Here is a 24,341-nt window from a genome sequence, read left to right on the forward strand (position 1 = left end):
CGCGCATCGCGCCAGGCCAGGCGGGGCGCGGTGCGCCGCGCTCAGTCCTTGGCGGGCGCCAGCGCCTTGAGGCCGACGATGCCCGAAATGATCAGGACGAAACACATCAGCCGCAGGAAACTGCGGTCCTCGCCCAGGAACAGCGAGCCATACACGGCAGTGCCGACCGCGCCGATCCCGACCCACACGGCATAGGCCGTGCCGACCGGGATGGTGCGCGTCGCCAGCGACAGCAGGTACATACTGATGCCGATGAACAGGATGCAGAACAGGCTGGGGCCGAGCCGGGTGAAACCGTCGGTCCTGGGCATCGCGGCGGCGTAGAACACCTCCGCCACCCCCGCCAGCGCCAGATAGATCCATCCCATGCCGTTCCCCTTTTTATTGCGACGCACCAAAAAGCGGAATATACCGTAAGGCATGGCCGCGGCTGGCCAGAAAAAAGGCGCCGGACAAAGCCGGCGCCTGTTGCGTTGTGGTCAACGGACCCTCGGGTTCCGTCAGCAGCAGCCGATGCGTTTCTTGCCGCCGTAGCGGGCGTCCTGCCGCTCGCGGAAGAAGTCCTCGTAGCTCATCGGCTCCTGGTCGGGATGGGTGCGCCGCATGTGCTCGACGTAGGTTTCATAGTCGGGCACGCCGACCATCAGCCTGAGCGTCTGGCCCAGGTAGCGGCCGGCGGCGCCGGCCGCCGAAGTCATGTTGGAAAACAGCATGGCGGCGCCTCCTTGCGTCAGTCCGCGCCCGCGGCGACGGGGGCCGGCAGGGTTTCGTAGGGCGTTTCGCGCGCGGTCGGCTGGTTCTCGGCGCGGGCGCGCTGCACCGAACGGATGCCGAACACCACGATGCTGACCACCACGAACATGAAGATCGCGCACAGGCCGGCGTTGATGTAGTCGTTCAGCACCACGCGCGACATTTCCGCCAGCGACTTGGCCGGGGCTAGCACCTTGCCTTCGGCGATGGCGGCGTTGTACTTGGCCGCGTGCGACAGGAAGCTGACCTTGGGGTCGGCATGGAACAGCTTCTGCCAGCCGGCGGTCAGGGTGCACGCCAGCAGCCACAGCGTGGGCAGCACGGTGACCCAGGCGTAGCGGTCGCGCTTCATCTTGAACAGCACCACGGTGCCCAGCGTCAGCGCGATCGCGGCCAGCATCTGGTTGGCGATGCCGAACAGCGGCCACAGCGTGTTGATGCCGCCCAGCGGATCGACCACGCCCTGGTACAGGAAGTAGCCCCAGGCCGCCACGCACAGACCGGTGGCGATCAGGTTGGCGGGCAGCGACTCGGTGCGCTTGAGCGACGGAGCGAAGGTGCCCAGCAGGTCCTGCAGCATGAAGCGGCCCGCGCGGGTGCCGGCGTCCACGGCCGTCAGGATGAACAGCGCCTCGAACAGGATGGCGAAGTGGTACCAGAACGCCATCATGCTGGGGCCGCCGATGGCCTGGTGCAGGATGTGCGCCATGCCCACGGCCAGCGTCGGCGCGCCGCCGGCGCGCGAGATGATGGTGCTCTCGCCGACGTCCTTGGCGGTCTGCACCAGGTCGGCCGGGGTAATCACGAAGCCCCAGCTGGACACCACCTGGGCGACCTGGTCGGGCGTGGTGCCGATGACGGCCGCCGGGCTGTTCATGGCGTAGTAGATGCCCGGCTCGATCACGCAAGCGGCCACCAGCGCCATGATGGCGACGAACGATTCCATCAGCATACCGCCGTAACCGATGTAGCGGGCCTGGGTTTCGTTCTCGATCAGCTTGGGCGTGGTGCCCGACGAGATCAGGGCATGGAAGCCCGACACCGCGCCGCAGGCGATGGTGATGAACAGGAACGGGAACAGGTTGCCCGACCACACCGGACCGGAGCCGTCCACGAACTGCGTCAGCGCCGGCATTTTCAGCTCGGGCGCGACCACCACGATGCCGATGGCCAGGCCGACGATGGTGCCGATCTTCAGGAAGGTCGACAGGTAGTCGCGCGGGGCCAGCAGCAGCCACACGGGCAGCACCGAGGCGATGAAGCCGTAGACGATCAGGATCCAGGTCAGGCCCTTGCCGTCGAAGTCGAACATCGGGCCGATGACCGGATGCGCGGCCACGTCCTGGCCGAAGGTGATGGCGGCCATCAGGCCGACGAAGCCGATGATGGACACTTCGCCGATCTTGCCCGGGCGGATGTAGCGCAGGTACACGCCCATGAAGAGCGCGATGGGGATGGTGGCGGCCACCGTGAAGGTGCCCCACGGCGAGTGCGTCAGGGCCTTGACCACGATCAGCGCCAGCACCGCCAGGATGATGACCATGATCATGAAGGCGCCGAACAGCGCGATCACGCCCGGGATCTTGCCCAGCTCGGACTTGACCAGGTCGCCCAGCGAACGGCCGTCGCGGCGCGTCGAGATGAAGAGGATGGTGAAGTCCTGCACGGCGCCGGCGAACACCACGCCGGCCAGGATCCACAGCATGCCCGGCAGGTAGCCCATCTGCGCGGCCAGCACCGGGCCGACCAGGGGGCCGGCGCCGGCGATGGCGGCGAAGTGGTGGCCGAACAGCACGTGCTTGTTGGTCGGGACGTAGTCCAGGCCGTCGTTGTGCTTCCAGGCCGGCGTCATGCGCGTCGGATCAAGGCGGAACACCTTGTTGGCGATGAAGCGGCTGTAATAGCGGTATGCGATCAAGTACACGCAGACGGCGGCAATCACCACCCATAGCGCATTGATGGTCTCCCCTCTGGCCAGCGCCACGGTGCCGAGCGCGAACGCGCCCAATACCGCAACCGCCAGCCAGACCAGGTGCTGACCCAGTCCCTTACTGCTGGTATGCATAAGTGCTCCTCTTGCCTCCCGCCATGCTTTTGGCGTGCAACGCTTTTTTCGTCCCGCGGGTGGGCAGACTCATTGTTGTAGGGTGGCGGACGCGAACGTCCACGCGGCGTCCGGTCGACGCGGGCGTTAGTATTTCGGTTTGACCTGGACGCAACAAGCGCGGAACTACGCAATCGCGCTACGTGGTACTACGGAAAGCGCCGCAGCATATTTGCGCCGCGATCGTAAAATCGGCGGCACACCCGCCCGTCCGGCGTGGCCCGATACCCTTGATGCACCGCAACACGCGCCTCCCGCGCTGATACAAATCCCCTGATGAAGCTGCGCCTGAAAATCCTGCTGCTGGCCGCCGTCCCCCTGCTGGTGGCGCTGGCTGCCATCGCCGTGGCCGTCTACGTGCAGGGCCTGCAACTGGCCCAGCGCGAAAAGGAAGTGGTGGAAAGCGCCTGGCTCGGCAGCAAGGAAAGCGAGCTGCGCCACTACGTCAGCCTGGCCTACAGCGCCATCGCCCCGCTGCAGGACGCCAGCGACGGCGACGCCGCCCGCGAGCGCGCGCTGGCGCTGCTGGCGCAGATGGAGTTCGGCCACGACGGCTATTTCTTCGTCTACGACCTGCACGGCAAGAACCTGATGCACCCGCGCCAGCCGGAACTGGTCGGCCAGGACCTCTGGAGCCTGCGCGACACCCGCGGCCAGCCGGTGATCCAGAACCTGCTGACGGCGGCCCGCCGCGGCGGCAGCCAGGGCGAGGCGGTGCACTACCTGTGGGAAAAGCCCTCGACCCACCAGACGGTGGAGAAGCTCGGCTACGTGGTGGTGCTGGAACGCTGGGGCTGGATGTTGGGCACCGGCATCTACCTGGACGACGTCGAGCAGACCCTGGCGCACATCGACGCCGCCGCCCAGTCCAACATCCGCGACATGTTCGCCTGGGTCGCCGGCATCGCGGCGGTCTCGATCCTGGGGGTGGCGGCCTGCGGCCTGGCGCTCAATATCAGCGACCACCGCCAGTCCGACGCCAAGCTGCGGCTGATGGCGCAGCAGCTGGTGCGCTCGCAGGAAGACGAACGGGCCCGCCTGTCGCGCGAACTGCACGACGGCATCAGCCAGGTGCTGGTGTCGATCAAGCTGGCGCTGGAGGCCGCGCGCGAGCGATTGCGCCAGGCCCTGGGGGCCGAGCCGCGCGCGCTGGCGCACATCGACACGCCGCTGGGCGGCGCGCTCGACCGCCTCAACACCGCCGTGGGCGAGGTGCGCCGCATCTCGCACAACCTGCGCCCCACCCTGCTGGACGACCTGGGCCTGCCGGCCGCGCTCGAACACCTGGGCCGCGAATTCGCCGGCGCCAGCCAGCACGGCGCGGCCCCGCTGGCCGTGCGCCTGTCGACCCAGGGCCGGCCGGTGAAGCTGCCCGACGCCTACGCCACCGCGCTGTTCCGCGTCACCCAGGAAGCCCTGACCAACGTCGTGCGCCACGCCGGCGCCCGCCGCGCCGACCTGACGCTGGCCTACACCGAACGCGACCTGCGCCTGACCATCCACGACGACGGCCGCGGGTTCGACTACGCCGAGGTGCAGCAGGACCCGCGCCGCGGCATCGGCCTGCGCAACATGCGCGAACGCATGACGGCGCTGTCCGGCAGCCTCAGTTTCCATACCTCCGACCAGGGCACCACCCTGCAGGCCTGGCTGCCCTTGCCGCCGCCCTCTTCAGACGCCTCCGACGCCTCCCGCCCCGCATGACCGACCCTAGCTCCCCCATCCGACTGCTGCTGATCGACGACCACCCGCTGGTGCGCGACGGCCTGCGCCTGCGCCTGGAGACCGTGCCCCACCTGCAGGTGGTGGGCGAGGCCGGCAATGCCGCCGCCGCCCTGGCCTTCCTGCAGGCCTGCCTGGCCGAGGACCCGCAGGGCGGCGCCCTGCCGCACCTGGCGCTGATGGACCTGAACATGCCCGGCGTCGGCGGCCTGGAACTGACCGCGCAGCTGCACGAACGCTATCCGCAGATCGCCGTGCTGGTGCTGTCGATGCACGACAACGCCGAATACATGGTGCAGGCGGTGCGCGCCGGCGCCCGCGGCTACCTGCTGAAAGACGAGCCCGCCCAGGAGATCCTGGCCGCCATCGACGCGGTCATGACCGGCCGCACCTATTTCAGCGCCGCCGTGTCGCTGCGCCTGTCGCAGGCCAGCGCGCCGGCCACCCTGCTGACCCAGCGCGAGCGCGATGTGCTGCGCCACATCGCCAGCGGCCACGCCAACAAGCAGATCGCCCAGGCGCTGGGCCTGTCGGTGCGCACGGTCGAGACCCACCGCCTGAACATCAAGCGCAAGCTGGGCATCGACGGCCAGGCCGAACTGATCAAGTACGCGGTCGAAAACCGCGGCGTATAACCCCTCTGGCGGTCGGGTCTCCCCGGTGCGGGGCGTGCCCGCGCTGGGGTAGACTTGCGTGTTCATCGCCGTTGCCGGCGCGCAGCCCCAGGAGTCCCCATGTCATTGGAAAATCACTACACCGCCATTCTCGAAGCCCTGGGGGAAGATCCGTCCCGCGAAGGCCTGGCCGACACGCCGGCGCGCGCGGCCAAGGCCATGCGCCACCTGTGCCGCGGCTACACCCAGGACCTGGATGAAATCGTCAATGGCGCGCTGTTCACCTCCGACACGCGCGAGATCGTGCTGGTCAAGAACATCGAGCTGTATTCGCTCTGTGAGCACCACATGCTGCCCTTCATCGGCAAGGCGCATGTGGCCTACCTGCCCAACGGCAAGGTGCTGGGCCTGTCCAAGGTGGCCCGCATCGTCGAGATGTACGCCCGCCGCCTGCAGATCCAGGAAAACCTCAGCCGCCAGGTGGCCGAGGCGGTGCAGTCGGTCACCGGCGCCGCCGGCGTGGCCGTGGTCATCGAGGCCCAGCACATGTGCATGATGATGCGCGGCGTCGAAAAGCAGAATTCGTCCATGGTCACCTCCGTGATGCTGGGCGAGTTCCACGACAACCCGTCGACCCGCGCCGAGTTCCTCAGCCTGATCCGCTGAACCGCCGATACGCGCCTCGCCCCGCCCGGGCCACTGGAGACCCGGCCGGCGGCCTTGGCGCGACAATGAAGCGCTAGCGCCGCTCGCCCCGCACGACCATCCAGATGCCGCATCCCGACACCGCGGTGCCCAGCAGCATCAGCCACGACAGCGGCTCGTCGAACATGGCCCAGGCCCACAACAGGGTGACCGCCGGGCTCAGGTACAGCACGCTGGCGACCCGGGTGGGCGACGAACGTCGCAGGCAGATCCAGTACAGGCCGTAGCCGCCCAGCGTGGACAGCGCCGCCGTCCACAGCACGCTGAGCGCGAACCCCGCGCTGGGAACCGGCAGCAAGCTGCCTTCCCTGCCCGCCAGCGCGGCGAAGGCCGCCGCCGAGATGGCGCATTGCAACCACAGATTGGACAGCAGCCCCATGGACGCGGGGGAATCGGCCCGCTTCTGCCACAGGGTCGCCAGCGCCAGCGACAGCATGCCCAGCAGCGGCAGGCCGTAGGTCCATAGCGGCGTCTCGCCCCATGCCAGGGCATCGCGCGTGACCAGGATCACGCCCAGCAATCCCAGCATCAACCCCAGCCAGGCCCGCCTGTGCAGGCGCTGGCCAAGCAGGCCCGCGCCAAGCAGCGCCGTGCCGATCGGCAGGAGGTCGGCGATCAGTGCCGCCAACCCCGCGGGCACGCCGTACTCGATGCCCTTGGCGACGCCCGCCAGGTAACCCGCCATCGCCAGCAGGCCGATGCCGCCATGGCGCAGCAACAGCGCCGGCGGCGTGCGTCGCAACTCGCCTGTCACCCAGGGCAGCAGCGCCAGCGCCACCACCACGCAGCGCCAGAACACGACCAGGAAGGCCGGGGCGTGGTCGATGGAAAAGCGCGTGCCGACGAACCCGGAACTCCAGGTCACGACCAGCGCGGCCTCCAGCGCCAGCAGCGGCACAGCGGCCGGCGTGGCTGGCCGCGCCACGGTTGGCGCGGCGGCGGTGGCGTTGCGGGGATCCCCGCAGGACGTGGCAAGGTGGGTCATCGGCGGCCTCCTCATGACCTTGACCTTAAGGCCGCGCCATAATCAAATAAATCAAAATATATTTGCCATCTTGTTCACATAATCGAAACCATGAGCCGATCATTGGATATCGACCTGCTGCGCACTTTCCATGCCGTGGCCCGGTTGGGACAGTTCCGCGCCGCCGCCGAACATGTCCACCGCAGTCCGGCGGCGGTCAGCGTCCACATCCAGCGGCTGGAGGCCGTGGTCGGCGGCCGGCTGCTTGAGCGCGACAACCAATCGGTGACGCTGACGCCCTTGGGCCAGCGCGTCCTCGGCGGCACGGCCGAGCTGCTGCGCGTGCACGACCGGGTGCTGGGCGGCATCCAGGGGAAGGCGCTTGCCGGGCGCATCAAGCTGGGCCTGCCCGACGAGTACGCGGCCCACGTCATCCGCGACGTCCTGCCGCTGTTCGCCGCGGACTGGCCGGACGTCGTGCTGGAAGTGACGACGGCGCCCAGCCTGGCATTGCGTGACCAGGTCGGCCGCGGCCGCCTGCATCTGGCGCTGGCGGCGCAAGCGATGGCCCGGCGGCCGGACGCGCAGTCCCTGGCCTCGACCACGCCGGTCTGGGTGGGTGGCGCCGGGCTGCAAGCGCCATTGCCCGATCCCGTGCCACTGGCCCTGCACGCGGCGCACTGCCCCTACCGGGAGGCGATGACGACCGCCCTGGATCGCGCAGGCCTGGCCTGGCGGGTGGTCTTGAGCAGTCCGTCGAGCCAGGCGGTCGAAGCCTGCGTCGAGTCGGGCCTGGCCGTCAGCCTGATCGATCGCTCGCGGGTGACGAACGCAATGCGGGTGCTGGCTGCGCTGCCCGCCATTGCCGCGCATGAGATCGTCCTGCTGCGCGCGACCTCGGCGCAGACCGACCCGGCCGCCGACCTGCTGGAGCAAACCATCCGGCGGCATTTCAGGCTCTAGCGCGACGCGCCGGATTGCCGATGACGGCGGAACCTGTCGGCCAGGGCCTGCCCGGCCCACCCCCGCTCCGCCAAAAGACTTAGGACGCCTGGACCGCCCTTCGCGCGGGGATGGCCACGTCCGCCCCAAGGTGGGGCCTTCTTGGCTCCTATCGAATACGGCATCTGGCCCTAGCGCTGTGGCCCCATCCGGGCAAACTGGCACCACAGGCCGCACCGGCACAAGCCGGTCGCGTCGGGGCGCGGCCCATTCCCTACCGGAGCTCACCATGAACGCGTTATACCGCCTCATCCGCCGCAGCATCCTGGCCGGCCTGGCCGCCGCCCTGCTGGCCGCCCCCGCCTACGCCCAGACCCGCCTGACCGTGGGCTACCAGCTCATTGTCGGCCCCTTCCTGGCCGCCATCGCCGACGGCAGCTTCGACGCCGCCCTGAAAGAGGCCGGCTACCAGGTCGACTGGCGCCAGTTCACTTCGGGCGGCGACATCTCGACCGCGCTGGCCTCGGGCAACGTGCCGGTCGGCGTGCTCGGCTCGACCGGCATCACCTCCGCGGCCACCCGCGGCGTCGACCTGGAACTGTTCTGGATCCTGGACAACATCGGCAAATCGGAAGCGCTGGTGGCGCGCAACGGCTCCGGCATCAACAGCACCGCCGACCTGAAGGGCAAGCGCGTCGCCACGCCGTTCGTATCGACCTCGCACTTCCACCTGCTGGTCGGCCTGGAGCAGGTCTGGAAGATCAACCCGCGCGACGTGCGCATCCTGAACATGCAGCCGCCGCAGATCGTCGCCGCCTGGCAGCGCGGCGACATCGACGCCGCCTACGTCTGGCCGCCCGCCCTGACCGAGATCGAGAAGAGCGGCAAGGTCATCGCCGATTCGGAAGCCATCGGCCACGCCAGCGTGCCGACCTTCGACGGCCTGGTGGCGGACCGCGCCTGGGCCGCCAAGAACCCGAAGTTCATGGCCGCCTTCACCGGCGTGCTGGCCAAGTCGTATGCGGCCTATCGCGCCAACCCCGCCGCCTGGACCGCCGATTCGGCCCAGGTCAAGAGTATCGTCAAGCTGATCGGCGGCAAGCCGGATGACGTGGCCGAGGCGCTCAAGCTGCTGACCTTCCCCACCGCGCAGGAACAGGCCTCGGCCCAGTGGCTGGGCGGCGGCAAGGACTCGGGCGCGGCGCGCGCCTTCGCCGCCAGCGCCAAGTTTCTCAAGGACCAGAAGCAGATCGACAAGGCGCTGGGCGACTACAGCGCCCACGTCACCGACCAGTACGCCAAAGCGGCCGCCAAATAGCCGCGGCGATGCGCCGGGCGCGCCGCAAGCCGCGCCCGGTCCCGGCGCCCGCCTGGCCGCGGGCGCCGCACCATGCAAGGGGACCTCGCATGACCTCACCCGCCACGCCCGCCGCGCAGGCCCTGCGCGCGGACCACGTCAGCGTCACCTATCCCGGGCTGCACGACAGCGGGCCGGTGATCGCGCTGCAGGACGTCAACCTGACCATCGAACCCGGCGAATTCGTCGTCGCGCTGGGCGCCTCGGGCTGCGGCAAGACCACGTTGCTGAGCCTGCTGGCCGGCTTCCTCTCGCCGACCGACGGCGAGATCACGCTCGGCGGGCGGCCCATCACCGGCCCCGGCGCCGATCGCGGCGTGGTGTTCCAGAAGCACGCGCTGCTGCCTTGGCTGAACGTGCTGGAGAACACCGAATTCGGCCTCAAGCTGCAAGGCGTGGACAAGGAGACGCGCCGCGCCCGCGCCCGCCGCAACCTGGAGCTGGTGGGACTGAAGGACTTCCACCGCCACATGATCTACCAGCTGTCCGGCGGCATGCAGCAGCGCGTGGGCATCGCCCGCGCCCTGACCTGCGATCCGGCCATGCTGCTGATGGACGAGCCGATGGCCGCGCTGGACGCGCTGACGCGCGAGACCATCCAGGAGCTGCTGCTGGATATCTGGCGCCAGACCGGCAAGATGTTCTTCTTCATCACCCATAGCGTGGAAGAGGCGTTGTTCCTGGGATCGCGGCTGATCGTCATGTCGCCGCGCCCCGGACGCATCACCCACACCTTCCAGCCGGACTTCAACCGGCGCTACCTGGAGACGCGCGATGGACGCGGCATCAAATCAAGTCCCGACTTCATCGCCATGCGCGAACAAGTCCTCGGCATCATCTACGGCGACGAGCTCGCCGCCTCCGACGCGCAGGCCGTCCATGCCTAGCGGGCTGGGCGGCCGTCGGCCCGCGGCGCCGGGCAAGGTCTACGGCGCGCCCGGGGCCGGCTACAGCGGCCACATCAGCCTGCTGACCAGCATCGCGCTGCTGGCGCTGTGGTTCCTGGCCACCAATGCCGGCTGGGTCAAGCCGCTGTTCCTGCCGTCGCCGCAGGCGGTGTACGGCAAGTTCGTGTCCGCCATGACCGACGGCGTGGCCAACTCGACCCTGGCCGAGCACGCCCTGGCCAGCCTGACGCGGGTGTTCTCGGCCTTCTTCCTGGCCTGCGCCACCGCCATTCCGGTCGGCATCCTGATGGGCGTGAACCGCTACGCCCGCGGCATCTTCGATCCGCCGATCGAGTTCTACCGCCCGCTGCCGCCGCTGGCCTACCTGCCGCTCATCATCATCTGGTTCGGCATCGGCGAATTCCCCAAGATCCTGCTGATCTACCTGGCCATCTTCGCGCCGATGGCGATCGCCGCGCGCGCCGGCGTGCGCTCGGTGTCGATCGAGCAGATCCACGCGGCCTACGCCATGGGCGGCACCCGCACGCAGATCGTCTGGCACGTGATCCTGAAGGCCGCCATGCCCGAGATCTTCACCGGCATGCGCATCGGCATCGGCGTCGGCTGGACCACCCTGGTCGCCGCCGAAATGGTGGCGGCGGACCGCGGCCTGGGCTTCATGGTGCTGAACGCGGCGCAGTTCCTGGCCAGCGACACGGTCATCATGGGCATCATCGTGATCGGCGTGTTCGCCTTCGCCTTCGATCTGCTGGTGCGGTATCTGGAGAAGTTCGCGATTCCGTGGAAGGGGCGGATCTAGGGCGGCCACCGTTCCATTTTCCTGCAAACACGCCCAAATCCACACCGCCGGCAGGGCAATCCCCCATTCCTTTCGCCCACGCCGCTCCTCTATCCTGGGGTTCCGTCCCTGCTCCCGCCCGACGCCCGGCGCCGCGGCGGCCAGGGCGCGCAGCCACTTCAAGGAGCCGCCATGTCCAGCCAGGCCTCGATGCTCAAGCCTGTGTTGTGGGAACGCCTGTTCGAACGGGAGAGCGCGCCCAACCTCAGCCTGCAGGGACGCGTGCGGCAGATGCTGGTGTCGGCCATTCTCAGCGGGCACCTGCCGCCGGGCGCGCCGGTGCCGTCCAGCCGCTACCTGGCCGACCAGCTGGGCATCGCCCGCAACACGGTGGTGTTCGCCTACCAGCAGCTGGTCAGCGAGGGCTACCTGGAATCGCGCGAGCGCAGCGGCCACTTCGTGCACGACGGCGTGCTGGAAGGCCGCGCCGCGCCCGCCGCCGGCGAACCGGGCCTGGCGCCGCCGGCCGACCAGATCCGCTGGGACGAACGGCTGCGCTTCCGGCCCAGCCGGCAGCGCAACATCATCAAGCCGCGCGACTGGCAGACGCAGCCCTACCCGTTTGTCTACGGCCAGTTCGACCAGGACCTGTTCCCCACCGCCGACTGGCGCGAATGCTGCATCAAGGCGCTGTCGGTGCTGGACATCCGCAGCTGGGCGCCGGACCTGATCACCCACGACGACAGCGCCCTGATCGAGCAGATCCGCACCCAGGTGCTGCCGCGCCGCGGCATCTGGGCCGACGCCGAAGAGATCGTGGTCACCGTCGGCGCGCAGCACGCGCTCTATCTGCTGGCCGACCTGCTGGTCAACGAAGACACCGTGGTCGGCATGGAGGACCCGGGCTATCCCGATGCCCGCAACATCTTCGCCAGCCACACCCGCCACCTGCTGCCGTTGCCGGTGGACGAACAGGGGCTGTGCACCGGCACCCAGCTGCTGGGCTGCGACTATCTGTTCGTCACGCCCGGCCACCAGTGCCCCACCACCGTGACGCTGTCGCCGGCCCGCCGCGAAGCCCTGCTGACGCTGGCGCGCCAGGCCGACAGCCTCATCATCGAAGACGATTTCGAAAGCGAAAGCCGCTGGGGCGACGGCGCCATCCCGGCGCTCAAGAGCCTGGACCGCGACGGTCGCGTGATCTACGTCGGCAGCCTGGCCAAGTCGTTCGCGCCGGGGCTGCGCATCGGCTATATCGTCGCGCCGCGCGAGCTCACGGCCGAACTGCGCGCGCTGCGCCGGCTGATGCTGCGCCATCCCTCGGCCTACATCCAGCGGGCGTTCTCGCTGTTCATTTCGCTGGGGCACCATCATTCGCTGCTGCGGCGGCAATCGCAGGCCTATCAGAAGCGCGGCACTGAGTTGGCCGAGGCGCTGGCGCACTGGCTGCCCGACTTCACCGCCGTGCCCATCACCGGTTCTTCCTCGTGCTGGCTGAAAGGCCCGGAATGGCTGGACGCCACCGAATTGGCGCAGGCCGCGCTGGCCGAAGGCGTGGTGGTGGAACCGGGCCAGGTGTTCTTCATGGATGCGGCCGGCGCGCCGCGCAACTTCCTGCGGGTCGGCTTCACCTCGATCCGCGCCGAGCATATCGGTCCGGGCATCGAGAGACTGGCGCAGGTGGTGCGCCGCTTCCGCCTGCGCGCGGCCGCCTGAACCGGCGTTGAAATGGAAGCAGTCCGATTTATCGGCTGATTCAACGCAGGGCTCGCCAAACTCAAGTTCAATCCCATTCCAGCAAGGACGCGCAGGAGGATTTCTTCCGGGAATCCTCCTGCGCGTCCTTGCTTGATTTCCGAACGGGCGGCCAGGAAATGCCGCCCGCCGCGTTTGCAGCGATGTCGAGAAAACCCGCCGCGACAGCCCCACCTTCCAACGGGCGCACGTCCCATCACCATGAACAAGATCTACTCACTCAAATATGATCATCGGCACCAGTTGATCGCGGTATCCGAGTTATGCGGCGGACGCAAACGTGGCTCGACGACAGGCATGACCCGGCCGCCACGCCAGGAAACGCCGATCCGCAGGATATCGACCGCCCCGCCCCTGTTGTTCGCCGCCCTGTTTTGCGCCGCCCTGTTTCCCGGTACCGCCAGCGCCGGTTACGCAAGCATCGAGATTCCCTACCAGACTTATCGGGACTTCGCCGAAAACAAAGGGGCTTTCCAGCCTGGCGCATTGGGCATCCCAATCTATGACAAGTCCGGCAACCTGCGCGGCCGGCTGAGCGACGATATCCCGTTCATTGATTTCTCCAGCGTCAGCGACAGCAACGCGATTGGAACGCTGATTGCGCCGCAATATGCCGCCGGCGTGGCGCACAACAGTCAACACGACAGCACCCGCATCGCCGGCGCGACCTACTCCCAGGTCAGAAGAGACATACACCCGGACTACCACCGTGAGCGGGATTGGACCCAAGAGTGGGATTTCGACATCAATCGCCTGGGCAAGCTGGTGACCGACGCGGCGCCGATCGCCACGTTTCCGGTATCGCGAACGTCGACACCGTTGCTGTCCATGGGCGACCCGGATCTATGGACGGACGAAGAGAAAAAGAGATTTCCCTTGTTCTACCGGGTCGGAATGGGTATCCAGTTTGTCGGCGACCATCCGGAAAACGGCCATAACCCCACGGCCGGCACGCTCGCACCCGGCCTGCACGAAATCGGTTATGCATACAAATGGGCGACAGGCGGCATCGTGACGCCGACATGGTCGAATGAAACGTTTGTCGTGGCACGGGGAGACAATGGCTTGCTGCCCTCATTCGTGCAACATGGCGACAGCGGTTCCCCCCTGTTTGCCTGGGATGCCGAGCACAGGCAGTGGGTGCTGGCGGGCGTGGCGGCAGATTTGAAAATGCCCCCCGGAGAACCGGGTTACGTCTACTGGTCGCACCTGCCATCGGACTTTATCGCCAGCGTTCTCGACAAGGACAATGATCCGGAAGTGGTCTTCGCGGCAGGCAAAGGCCCGTTGCAATGGTCATTCGATCGCGCGCAGGGCGTGGGCAGCCTGACCCAGCAGGACCGCCAGTTCCTGATGCATGGCTACAAGAAGACGCCGGGCCTGAGCTATGCGGACGCCAACAGCGCGCTCGACTTCGAAGGCCTCGACGCCGGCAAGAACCTGTCCTTGCGCGCCGAAGACGGCACCGGCCGTGGCGAAATCACCTTGCAAGACACGATCAACCAGGGAGCCGGCTCGCTGACCTTCCACGACAGCTACGAGGTTTCCCCGGAAACGGACCAGACCTGGATGGGCGGCGGCATCGATGTCAAGGAAAGCGCCACCGTGGTCTGGCGCGTCAACGGCGTGGCCGGCGACAACCTGCACAAGATCGGCCGCGGCACCCTGACCATCGCGGGCCAAGGCGTCAACCCGGGCGGCCTGAAAGTGGGTGACGGCAAGGTGATTCTGTCGCAACGGCCGGACGCCGGCGGCAACGTCCAGGCGTTCGACGGCATCACCCTGTCCAGCGGCCGCGCCGAAGTCGTGCTTGGCGACGGCAGGCAGGTCGACCCCGACCGTATCCAATGGGGCGCTCGCGGCGGGGTCCTGAACCTCAATGGCAATGACATCACGTTCAATCGACTGCACGCCAATGCCAAAGACCATGGCGCCACGATCACCAACACCGCGACGAAAACAGCAACCGTAACCATCAACCTCGCGCCCGTGGCCCCGCCAACGGTAAGCGATTACATACGGATGCCGGTCAGGGCGGGCACCGGACAGCGGGGCGACCTTTATAAACAAGGGCTCAGCTATTTCGTCCTGAAGCAGAACACCTTTGGCGCCGTCCCGACCTACGGTTCCGTGGCCAGCAACGACGACTGGGAATACGTGGGCAAAACCTTGACCGTCGCGCTGGAGAAGGCGAACGAACGCAAGCGGGAGTACTTCCCCGGGCAGACGGAATTCCTGTTCTCGGGAACCCTGCGGGACAACCTCGACGTCCGCATCGCCAACCCGTCGAAAACGGTTTTCATCGCCGACGGCGGCATGGACCTCGGCGAAAACGCGTTCACGCAGCGGCAAGGCGAACTGGTCTTCCAGGGCCACCCGGTGATCCACGCGATCAACACCCCCGATGATGCGCGCAAGCTGCTCGATCTCGGGGATGACTCCGTCCGGACGCAATCCGTGTCGTTTGACCAGCCGGATTGGGAATCGCGTGAGTTCGCCGTCGGGAAACTGGCGCTGACAGACACCACTTTCCGCTTGTCACGCAACGCCACCCTGCTGGGCGACATTGTCGCGGAGCGCGCGCAGGTCATCCTGGGCAGCCCGCTGCTGTACCTCAACAGGAACGATGGCGGACCCCTGGGCCAGGAACCGCTGAAAGGCACGTCCATCGCCAGCACGGACGCCGACAAGAGCCGTTACCAGGGCAAGGTTTCCCTGGGCGGACACTCAACACTGGACATCCACGAACAATTCGCGGGCGCCATCGATGCCAGCGACAGCGCCATCAATGTCTTTTCCGATCAGGCGACGTTGACCGGCTACAGCCGCTTCAGCGCCAGCGCATTGACGCTGCACCGCGGCGCGCATCTGCGGGGAGCCGCCGGCTGGTATGGCGACAGCGTCATCACGGTGGCCGACGGCGCGGCGCTGACACTGTCCGGCAACACCGCGAGCCTGCCATCGACCGACATCCGCCCGGCCGATTACTTCACCAACGGCATCCATCTGCTGGGCAGCGATGCCAGCGTGCACATGGCGCCCGGCAGCCATTCGTTCAGCGATATCTCCAGCCTGACGGCAAGCCACATCACATTGGGCACGCCGGCAGCCACCGCGCCGCCCCAGACCGTGTATGCCGGAGCCGTGACCGCCGCCCAGGCGGACATGCAGGCAAACGACCATTCCCGCTGGATCATCACGGGCGATTCCACGCTGAAATCGCTGCGCGCCAGCAACGCGATCCTGGGTTTCGACGACAAGGACCTGACGCAACAGGCGTTCATGACGCGGGCGAATCCCGGCTCTGCGCTGGCATTGAATCCGCCTCCGGCCGGGACGACGAAGGCGTCCTACACGCTGACCGTCGACACCGTTGCCGCATCGGACAGCGTGTTTGCCCTGCGCGTCGACCCGACCAGCGGCGAGCATGACCAGTTGACGGTCAGCACCCAGCTTGACGGCAGCGGCAACCGCTTGCGAATCACCGATTTCGGCATCCCTCGAAGCGGCGCTGCCGCGCAGGCCAGGGAAACGCTGCTGGTGAGCGCCCCATCATCCACGCCGGCAGACCTGTTCACGCTGGAGCAGGCTTTCGCAAACGTCGATGTCGCCGATACGCCAGCCCAGGGCAATCCATGGTTGGGCGGCCTTGCGGTCAGCCATGACGCGGACCAACGGCAATGGCGGCTCATCAGCCTGCGCAGCGATGCCCCCTGGCGGCTGACGCAAGATCGCCAGTTCGATTTGCTGCATCTGCCGACGGCGGGTCGCGTGGAATTGTCCCAACCCGGCGCGGGCTGGACCCCGCACACCCTGCAGATCGACACGCTGATCGCCAGCGGCGTGCATTTCGCCCTGAGCGCGCGGCCGCAAAGCGGCGAAAGCGACAGCATCCTCATCACCACCCTGGCCCAGGGCGGCGACAACAGCCTGGATCTCACGCTCCTGGTACACGACCCCGTGCCGCCCGACAGCAGCGGCGCCCTGCTGCTAGCAACCGCCCCCGTGACGACGGCGGACAGTTATTTCAAACCCGGCTCCGTCACGCAGGGGCTCACCGTCTACACGCCCAATCTGGAAATCGTCAGCAACGGCACGCTTAAGAAATGGCAATTGGCATACAAGGGGCGCCCGGAGGCCTTGCCGCCCGGCGAGACACCGACGCCAGGCGATGCGCCGACGACGCCGCTGCCAGGCGATGCCGGTGGCGGCGACAAGGCAGAGCCCCCGCTCGGCACCGGATCGACCGACACGCCTCCCGGCGCGGACGCCACCGGCCCTGCCGACAACCCCGCCGACACGGGCGCCACCGGTCCCGTCGATAGCCCCACCGACACGGGTTCCACTGGTCCCGCCGATACCCCCACCGACACGGGTTCCACCGGTCCCGCCGATACCCCCACCGACACGGGTTCCACCGGTCCCGCCGCCCCGCCAGCCGAGAAGGAACCCGGCCTGGATCCGACCCCTGTCGGCACACCGGATACGGGTACCGCTACGCGCGGCACGGGCGGCCTGTCGCTGTTCACGCCATTCTCATTGAGACTGTCCGACTTGGACGCCCTGCAATCGCGCGGGGGAATCATCGACCGGTTGCAACAATCCGGCATCACCGCGAACGATGACACCATCAAGCAGATTACCTCGGTACGGCGGCAAATCCTCCGCACCAGCGTGCTGGCCAGCCTGCCGAAGGTCGCTTTCGTGCTTGAGACCAACCAGCTCAACAAACGGTTGGGGGACGTGCGCCAATTGAATGAACAAGCCGGGCTATGGTTCAAGACCAGCCACGGCCAGGCCGACTACGAGCAACTGCACCTGAAACACACCACGCTGCAACTGGGTCTTGACCGCAAGCTGGGCAGGCAGTTGTATGGCGTCATGGGAAGCTACACCCAAGGGTCCGCCCGAGGAGAAGGCGATCTGTCGGAAAAGCACACCACGGGCGGCATCGGCGTCTACTACGCGTGGATCAACGAGAACGGCCCCTTCATCGACGTCGTCGCCAAGTACTTGAAAACCCGCCAGACCTACCATCTGCCGGTCAACCTGAACATTGACGGCCAGGACGCGCGATCCACGTCGCTGCTGGCCAGCGTGCAGGCGGGATGGCGGCAGAACCTGTTCAATGGCCGCGCCTTCATCGAACCCTCGATCGAAGTGGCCACCGGCCGCACCAGCGCCTATACGCTGCACGGCGCCGACAACAGCGTCGATGTGCGGATCAATGCCAGCACGCCGATCTATGCCAAGATCGGCGCCGCTGCCGGGTTGACCCTGGAGTCGGACGAACAGCATGCGCTGACCCTGTCCGCGGGGCTGTTCCGGCTGCAGAACCTGCGGCGCGGCGGCAGTGTCGAGATCCTGAACAACAGCGTTCCGGGAGACAGGTTGAGCAATCCGATGGCGGACGACAGCCGTTATCTGGTCAACGTGTCGCTCAACGCCAGGCTGTCGCCCAACTGGCGCGTTTACAGCCAGGTCGAAAGCAGCTTCGCCGGCAAACTGAAACACGACTACAGCGGCCAGGTCGGTGTGCGCTATCAGTTTTGAACCAGGATCGGCGTAATACGGCCGCCTGACGCCGCCGACGCCGCCATACGCGCCATCGTATGGAAAATAATATTTTTTCATTGGAACTCGCATGGCCAGGTCCAGATAATGGCTCCACATAAAAAAACCATACGGAGACATCAACATGACCAAGCCATGCATGGCGAGGCGCTTGCGGCTGGGCGCCGCCCTCGCGCTCGCCCTGGGCTTTTCCCCCGCCTGGGCCCAGGCCCCCTATCCCGCCAAGCCCATCACATTGATCGTGCCCTTCGCCGCGGGCGGCGGCGCGGACGTGGTGGCGCGCCTGGTGGCGGCGAAACTGCCGCAGCAGCTGGGCGGCCAGACCGTCATCGTCGACAACAAGCCGGGCGCCTCGGGCAACATCGGCGCGCAACAGGTGGCGCGCGCGGCGCCTGACGGCTATACCTTCCTGCTGACCAACAGCACGCTCACGATCAACGCCGCGCTGCAGATGCGCGGCACGCCGGACGTGAAGAAGAGCCTGACGCCGATCTCGCTGCTGGTGTCGGCGCCGGTGGCGCTGGGCGTCAATCCCGCGATTCCCGCCAAGACGGTGCCGGAACTCGTCGCCTATATCCAGCAGAACAAGGACAAGCTGAGCTATTCGTCCTGCGGCAACGGCACGCCCCAGCATTTCGTGGGCGAGTCGGTCAAGCAGATGGCGAAACTGGACATCGTCCACGTGCCCTACAAGGGTTGCGCGCCCGCCATCAACGACGGGCTGGGCAACCAGGTGCCGGTGCTGTTCAGCACGATTCCCAACCTGGCCCCGCATGCGGACGCCGGCAAGCTGCGGATGATCGCGGTGGCCTCCAGGCAGCGGGTCTCGTTCCTGCCCAACGTGCCCGCCATCGCCGAGACCGCGCCCTTCGGCGACCTCGACATCTCCGTGTGGTTCGGCATCCTCGGCCCGCGCGATCTGCCCGCGGACGTGAAGACCAGGTTCGAGCAGGCGGTGGCCGCGACGATGGGCAACCCCGCCGTGCAACAGGAGTTCCGCGACCGCTACTACGAGGTGGTCGAGGCCGGCCCGGCCGCGATGACCCGGCAACTGGACACCGACCTGGGACTGTACAGCGCCCTGGCCAGCAAATCGGGCATCTCGCTGGACCCGCAATAGCCATCACGCAATACAAGGGAAACATCACGTGAGCACTTCCACCCGATACCAACAGGTCATCGACGACCTGGTCACCGCCAACCGCATCCTGGCCCGCTTCGGCGTGCTCGACGGCTTCGGCCATGTCAGCGTCCGTCACCCCGACAACCCCGCGCATTTCCTGCTGTCGCGCTCGCTGGCGCCGGAACTGGTGACCGCGCAGGACATCATGGAATTCGACGAGACCTCCGAGACCGCCGCCGCGGACGGCCGCAAGCCCTATCTCGAGCGCTATATCCACGGCGAGATCTATCGCGCGCGGCCCGACGTGCAGGCCATCGTCCACAGCCATTCGCCTTCGGTGATCCCCTATGCCGGATCGAATGTGCGCCTGCGCCCGATCTACCACATGGCCGGATTCCTCGGCGCCGGCGCGCCGGTGTTCGACATCCGCTGCTGCTTCGGCCACACCGACATGCTCGTCAGGAATCGCGATCACGGCCGGGAACTGGCGCAGACCCTGGGCCAGAGCAAGGTCTCGCTGATGCGCGGACATGGCTTCGTCGCGGTCGGCGGCGACATTCCGGTGGCGGTCTACCGCGCCATCTACACGGAGATGAATGCCTCGCTCCAGCAGAAGGCGATTGGCCTGAACGGCGAGATCACCTATCTGTCGGACGAGGAAGCGGCGCTGGCCGACGACATGATGGCCGGCGTCATGAATCGTCCTTGGGAGCTCTGGAAGAAGCAGGCGTCCGGGCAAGCGTGATCCCGCCGGCGATGGCGGTGTTCACCGCGACCAGCACCATCATCGCGCCCAGGACGACGTCGATGCCGTGGGCGGCGATCAGCCTGCCCGCGACATACGGAAACCCGAAGGCGCCGGCGAAGTAGCCCAGCGTGAACACCTGCGACGCCACCGGCATCGACAGGTCCGATTCGCCGGCGATGTTGACCACCATCGCGTTCAGGGTCGAATACGTCAGGCCGTAGCCGGTGGCGAACAGCACGGTGGCGCCGACATAGAGCCAGACGCTGCCCGGATTCACCGCCAGCAGCGCGATGCCGGCCAGCGTCACCCCGAACAGGCACAGCGCCAGCGGCCGAAAGGGCAGTTTTCCGATCAGCGAGGCCACCGAAAAGCGCAGCGCCACCGTGGTGATGGTGAAGGTCAGGAAGAACGTGTCCGGCGTCAGGCGCAGCGGCCGCGCATACAGGCTTTGAAAGGTGGACAGTCCGGCAAACGTGCAGGCGGACAAGCCCATCATCAGCACGGGCATCCAGGCGCGCGATCGCAGCACCCGCCCCACCGCCGGCAGCGACAGCGCCACGGCGTTCATCGGCAGCTGCGGCAACCGCGCCAGCGGGCCGCGCAGCCCCCAGGCCAGCGCGGCCGCGGCCACGCAGACCGCCGCGTAGGCGCCAAAGGCGAACGGGGCGCCGCCGAACCGCGCCGCCAGGAAATGACCGAGGGGCGCGGCCAGCCCCAGGCCCAGCATCTGCGAGCCGGACAGCAGGGTCAGCGCCTCCAGCCGGGCCGCGGGCTTCAGGCAATGGATCAGCTGGATCGGCGCCAGCATGTAGAACAGCGCCCAGCCCAGGCCCAGCAGCACGCCGCCGGCATAGGCCACCGCGATGCCGGCGCTGGCCGCCAGGGCGAAGCAGCCCAGCGCCAGCGCCATGATGAGCGCGGCCGCGGCGATCACCGGCAGGATGCCGATGCGCTGCGCGATCCGGCCGGCAAAGGTGGAACCGGCCAGCGTGGCAAGGGTGCCGATGCTGATGACCGTGCCCGCCTCGGCGGCCTCGAAGCCGGCGGCCGGCAAGGCGTCGGCCAGCAGGAAGCTGGCGCCATAGGCAATGGCGAGCGCCAGGGCCGACAGCAGATAGGGAATCAGGAGCCGCGCCGGCACCCTGTCGGCCAACAGCGAGGCCGCATCCCGCGGCGCGATGAACGGCGGAATGGGCCGCAACGGCGGCATGGCAAGCGGCGGGCTGCGCATCGGTGCAACGGGCGTTGTGGGGTCCACGGATGCAGCACAGTACCAGCAATCCGGGCGCGCCAGGCGACCGGATTGCGCGCCCGCCGCGCGGGCAAAACTGTCAGGCGCGGCGACCAGGCCAGGCCCGGCGGTCAGAGCACCTCGTCTCGCAGGTAGTACCACCGGTACAGCAGCGCCTGGCCGATCCGGCGGAACGGCGCGAACAGGTGGCCGGGCAGCGGCGTGTTGTAAATCGGCAAATTCCAGCTGACCCCGTCCTGCCCCATCATGCGCTGCGCCAGGCGCCGGCCGGCATGCGCGGAGAACGCCACGCCGTTGCCGCCGTAGCCGAAGGCGTAGAACACCTGGCGCGCCGGATCGGGCTGGGTGATGCGCGGCATCATGTCGTGGCTGACGTCGACCCAGCCGGTCCAGGCGTAGTCCACGTCGATGCCGCGCAGCGCGGGGAACTTGCGCGCCAGGCCATCGCGCAGCAGCGCCAGGTGGCGCGGATGCTGCGCGTCGGCGCCGCGCAGCGCGCTGCGGCTGCCGATCTGCATGCGGCCGTCCGGCAACAGCCGGTAGTAGAAGCGCAGGGTGCGGGTGTCGGTGATGAACACGGTGCTCTTCAGGCCGGCCCGCGCCCGTTCGTCGGGCGTCAGCACCCGCGTCACCATGGAATTGGACAGGATCGGCATGATGCGGTTGTCCAGCAGCCGGTTCACCCCTTGCGCCGTGTAGCCGCCGGTCGCGAACGCCACGCGCCGGGCGCGCACGCTGCCGCCCGGGGTCTGCAGGCGGTAGCCGCCGCCCTCTTCGGTCCAGCCCAGCACCGGGCTGCCCGGATGCAGCCTCACCCCCAGCGCGCGGGCCTGCCGCATGTAGCCGTAGGCCAGCTTCAGCGGATGCACGCCGATGCCGTCGGGTTCGAGCAAGGCGCCCATCGCCTCGTGGTCGTCGACGTAGCGCTCGCGCAGCTCGTCGCGGGTCAGCATGCGGGTGTCGTAGCCGAACTGCTCGCGCATCACCCGCGCCTCGTTGCGCAGGAAGTCCATCTTCTTCTCGCGGTGCGCGGTGTAGAGATGGCCGCCGGGCTGCGCATCGCAATCGATCTGCGCCACCAGGCTCTTCCAGTAGTCGAAGCCCTCGTGGATCTCGGCGTCCAGGCGGCGCGCGGTCTCCAGCCCCCAGCGTTCGATCCATTGCGAGCGGTACAGCCGGCCCGAGGCGTTCTGGCCCTGCCCGCCGTTGCGGCTGGTGCAGCCCCACACGGCGCGGTTGGCCTCCAGCACCACCGCCCGCACGCCATAGTCGCGCGCCAGCGCCAGCGCCGCCGACAGGCCGGTGAAGCCCGAGCCGACGATGACCACGTCGGCCTCGATGTCGCCCTGGATCGGCCCGTCGTCCGCCGGCGGCGGTCCGGCCGTGGCGACCCAGTAGGTGGGCGCGTATTCCTGCCCGCGTCCGGGCGGCGACACCAGCGGGTCGTAGGTCGGGTTGTAGGCGCTGGCGGCCGGGCTGGCGGCCGGCGCGCCGGCGGGATCGACGAACGTACCGACGGTATTCGACAGATCGGAAGACATAGCGGCATCCATGGGGCGGTGTCCGGTGGCGGCGTCGGCTCAGGCGCGGGCCGGCAGCGCCGGGCGTTGCTTGCGGAAGGCGTTCTTGACGCGGATCTTGCCGTCCTGGAACGTGAACACGTCGACCATGTCGGCCTCGACCCGCGAGCCGTCCGCGGCGGTGCCGGTGAAGGTGCATTCCGACACGCCGCGGTCGCCCGCCACCCAGTGGCGGCCGTTGTTCCATTGCGCATCGGGAAAGTTCTTCCAGGCCGCCTCGAAGGCCGCGCGCACCGCCTCGCGGCCACTGTGCCGGGCGCCCCAGCGCTCGGGGCCGCCCACCGTTTCGAAGACGCAGTCCTCGCTCATGAAGGACATCAGGGCGTCGATATCGTGGCGGTTCCAGGCGGCCGCGAACTCGGCCAGCATGTCCACGGTGACGGTCTTGTGCATTGCCTACCCTCCTCGATCGCCGGGCGCGGCATGCGCCCAGGCTCTGGATCCAAGGTACGCGGGGGGTCGGGCAGGGTCTAGAACCAGACGCGGCAAATCGCTTGCACCAGCCTGCCGCCGGCGCGGGCGATGGCGCCGCGGCTCAGGCCGCCGCCGACGCCAGCCGCGCCGCGACCTCCTCGCCCCGCGTCAGGCCGCGCATGCCGATGAAGACCAGCCCGGGCGATTGCGCCTCGGGCGGACGCGCCGCGCGCGTGTCGAAGCGCACCCGCCGTCCGGCCAGTTGCACCAGCACCCATCCATGGCGTTCGGTGCGCACCCAGCCCTTGGCCCGCAGCCAATGGCGCGGCAGTTGCCGCAGGGCCTCGGCCAGGCGGTCGGCGTGCAACAGGGCCGGCGCCGGCCACAGCCAGCTCTGGAAGGGATGCCGTGGATCGTGCGCCGCGTGGCCGCAATGCGATCCGCGGCACGCATGGGCCTCGGACGAGCCGCCGGCCAGCATCGCCAGTTCCACCCGCGCCTCCCGCGTCGCCACGATCGGCGCCCCGCCCGACTGCCTCCGCAGCCAGTCGCGCAGCGCCGGCAGGCCGTCCGCCGGCAGCAGGTCGGTCTTGTTCAGCACCAGCAGGTCGGCCGCGCGCAGCTGCCGTTGCGCGGTATCGGCCAGCAGGGGATCGGCCAGCGTGTCGCGGATGCCGCTGGCGTCCACCAGCACCACCACCGCCTCCAGTTGCAGCAGCGGATCCGACAGGCCCACCTGCGCGATGCGCCCGGGGTCGGACACGCCGCTGGCCTCGATCACGATCCATTCGGGCGCGGGGTCCAATGCCAGCACCCGCGCCAGTGCGTCGTCCAGGCCGCCGGCCATCGAGCAGCAGACGCAGCCGTTGGCCAGACGGATCACCTTGTCGGCGCGCTGCGCCAGCAGGCCGGCGTCGATGTCCACCGGCCCGAAATCGTTGACCAGCACCGCCGCGCGACGCCTGCCCGAGGCCAGCGCGTGGTTCAGCAAGGTGGTCTTGCCGGCGCCCAGGAAGCCGCCCACCACCGTCAGCGGGATGCGCGCCAT

Annotated in this window: 19 protein-coding genes; 11 read left to right on the forward strand and 8 right to left on the reverse strand. The window is 68.1% G+C overall.

From position 1 onward, the window contains the following. Window positions 1–41: 41 nt before the first annotated feature. From H0523_RS18520 to H0523_RS18530, 3 genes are all read right to left on the reverse strand, one after another. A complete protein-coding gene (locus H0523_RS18520) occupies window positions 42–368 on the reverse strand; it encodes a DMT family transporter (protein WP_054430634.1) in 327 nt (108 codons plus the stop codon). Window positions 369–500: 132 nt separating this feature from the next. Beyond that, window positions 501–713 (reverse strand): YbdD/YjiX family protein, encoded by a 213-nt coding sequence (locus H0523_RS18525; RefSeq protein ID WP_085943770.1) that lies wholly within the window; start codon window positions 711–713, stop codon window positions 501–503. Between the two features lie 17 nt (window positions 714–730). After that, window positions 731–2,818: a carbon starvation CstA family protein gene (locus H0523_RS18530; protein ID WP_054430635.1), complete on the reverse strand. Its 2,088-nt coding sequence runs from the start codon at window positions 2,816–2,818 to the stop codon at window positions 731–733. 315 nt (window positions 2,819–3,133) lie between these two features. Between H0523_RS18530 and H0523_RS18535 the strand changes: the two genes are divergently transcribed. The 3 genes from H0523_RS18535 (at window position 3,134) to folE (ending at window position 5,859) form a co-directional block, all read left to right on the forward strand. Next, window positions 3,134–4,561 carry a cache domain-containing protein gene (locus H0523_RS18535; protein ID WP_054430636.1) on the forward strand — a complete coding sequence of 476 codons (1,428 nt, stop codon included), beginning with the start codon at window positions 3,134–3,136 and terminating at the stop codon, window positions 4,559–4,561. Beyond that, window positions 4,558–5,214: a response regulator gene (locus H0523_RS18540; protein WP_054430637.1), complete on the forward strand. Its 657-nt coding sequence runs from the start codon at window positions 4,558–4,560 to the stop codon at window positions 5,212–5,214. The genes H0523_RS18535 and H0523_RS18540 overlap by 4 nt, the downstream gene beginning before the upstream one ends. Window positions 5,215–5,313: 99 nt before the next feature. Continuing rightward, window positions 5,314–5,859: a GTP cyclohydrolase I FolE gene (gene folE, locus H0523_RS18545; RefSeq protein WP_006395285.1), complete on the forward strand. Its 546-nt coding sequence runs from the start codon at window positions 5,314–5,316 to the stop codon at window positions 5,857–5,859. A 73-nt stretch (window positions 5,860–5,932) separates the two neighbouring features. On the opposite strand, the gene H0523_RS18550 is transcribed toward folE, so the two are convergent. Further along, window positions 5,933–6,883: a DMT family transporter gene (locus H0523_RS18550; RefSeq protein WP_054430638.1), complete on the reverse strand. Its 951-nt coding sequence runs from the start codon at window positions 6,881–6,883 to the stop codon at window positions 5,933–5,935. Between the two features lie 102 nt (window positions 6,884–6,985). Between H0523_RS18550 and H0523_RS18555 the strand changes: the two genes are divergently transcribed. From H0523_RS18555 to H0523_RS18590, 8 genes are all read left to right on the forward strand, one after another. Continuing rightward, the gene (locus H0523_RS18555; RefSeq protein WP_306670201.1) at window positions 6,986–7,825 is read left to right on the forward strand and encodes a LysR family transcriptional regulator; all 840 of its coding nucleotides are present in this window, start codon (window positions 6,986–6,988) and stop codon (window positions 7,823–7,825) included. A 268-nt stretch (window positions 7,826–8,093) separates the two neighbouring features. Continuing rightward, the gene (tauA, locus tag H0523_RS18560) at window positions 8,094–9,122 is read left to right on the forward strand and encodes a taurine ABC transporter substrate-binding protein (protein ID WP_054430640.1); all 1,029 of its coding nucleotides are present in this window, start codon (window positions 8,094–8,096) and stop codon (window positions 9,120–9,122) included. A gap of 89 nt (window positions 9,123–9,211) precedes the next feature. Continuing rightward, a complete protein-coding gene (locus tag H0523_RS18565; protein ID WP_054430641.1) occupies window positions 9,212–10,048 on the forward strand; it encodes a taurine ABC transporter ATP-binding protein in 837 nt (278 codons plus the stop codon). Then, on the forward strand, window positions 10,041–10,868 hold the full coding sequence (locus H0523_RS18570) for an ABC transporter permease subunit (RefSeq protein WP_054430642.1): 828 nt from the start codon (window positions 10,041–10,043) through the stop codon (window positions 10,866–10,868). The genes H0523_RS18565 and H0523_RS18570 overlap by 8 nt, the downstream gene beginning before the upstream one ends. Window positions 10,869–11,039: 171 nt before the next feature. Next, complete coding sequence (pdxR, locus tag H0523_RS18575; protein WP_054430643.1) at window positions 11,040–12,563, forward strand: MocR-like pyridoxine biosynthesis transcription factor PdxR; 1,524 nt, start codon at window positions 11,040–11,042, stop codon at window positions 12,561–12,563. 240 nt (window positions 12,564–12,803) lie between these two features. Next, window positions 12,804–18,155, forward strand: a complete 5,352-nt coding sequence (locus tag H0523_RS18580; RefSeq protein WP_156351023.1) for a S6 family peptidase — start codon at window positions 12,804–12,806, stop codon at window positions 18,153–18,155. Between the two features lie 145 nt (window positions 18,156–18,300). Further along, window positions 18,301–19,296, forward strand: a complete 996-nt coding sequence (locus H0523_RS18585; protein WP_054430644.1) for a tripartite tricarboxylate transporter substrate binding protein — start codon at window positions 18,301–18,303, stop codon at window positions 19,294–19,296. A 28-nt stretch (window positions 19,297–19,324) separates the two neighbouring features. Beyond that, window positions 19,325–20,044, forward strand: coding sequence for a class II aldolase/adducin family protein (locus H0523_RS18590; RefSeq protein ID WP_082380529.1), 720 nt, complete (start codon window positions 19,325–19,327; stop codon window positions 20,042–20,044). On the opposite strand, the gene H0523_RS18595 is transcribed toward H0523_RS18590, so the two are convergent. The 4 genes from H0523_RS18595 to H0523_RS18610 all read right to left on the reverse strand — a co-directional run bounded on the left by H0523_RS18595 (window position 19,992) and on the right by H0523_RS18610 (window position 24,341). Beyond that, on the reverse strand, window positions 19,992–21,257 hold the full coding sequence (locus H0523_RS18595) for an MFS transporter (protein WP_054430696.1): 1,266 nt from the start codon (window positions 21,255–21,257) through the stop codon (window positions 19,992–19,994). The genes H0523_RS18590 and H0523_RS18595 overlap by 53 nt on opposite strands. A gap of 152 nt (window positions 21,258–21,409) precedes the next feature. Then, entirely contained in the window at window positions 21,410–22,840 is a 1,431-nt protein-coding gene (locus H0523_RS18600; RefSeq protein WP_054430645.1) for an NAD(P)/FAD-dependent oxidoreductase, read from the reverse strand. 39 nt (window positions 22,841–22,879) lie between these two features. Then, window positions 22,880–23,272, reverse strand: coding sequence for a nuclear transport factor 2 family protein (locus H0523_RS18605; RefSeq protein ID WP_054430646.1), 393 nt, complete (start codon window positions 23,270–23,272; stop codon window positions 22,880–22,882). Between the two features lie 142 nt (window positions 23,273–23,414). After that, window positions 23,415–24,341 (reverse strand): CobW family GTP-binding protein, encoded by a 927-nt coding sequence (locus H0523_RS18610; RefSeq protein ID WP_054430647.1) that lies wholly within the window; start codon window positions 24,339–24,341, stop codon window positions 23,415–23,417.

This window comes from Achromobacter insuavis, from assembly GCF_902859645.1.
Lineage (GTDB): Bacteria > Pseudomonadota > Gammaproteobacteria > Burkholderiales > Burkholderiaceae_B > Achromobacter > Achromobacter insuavis.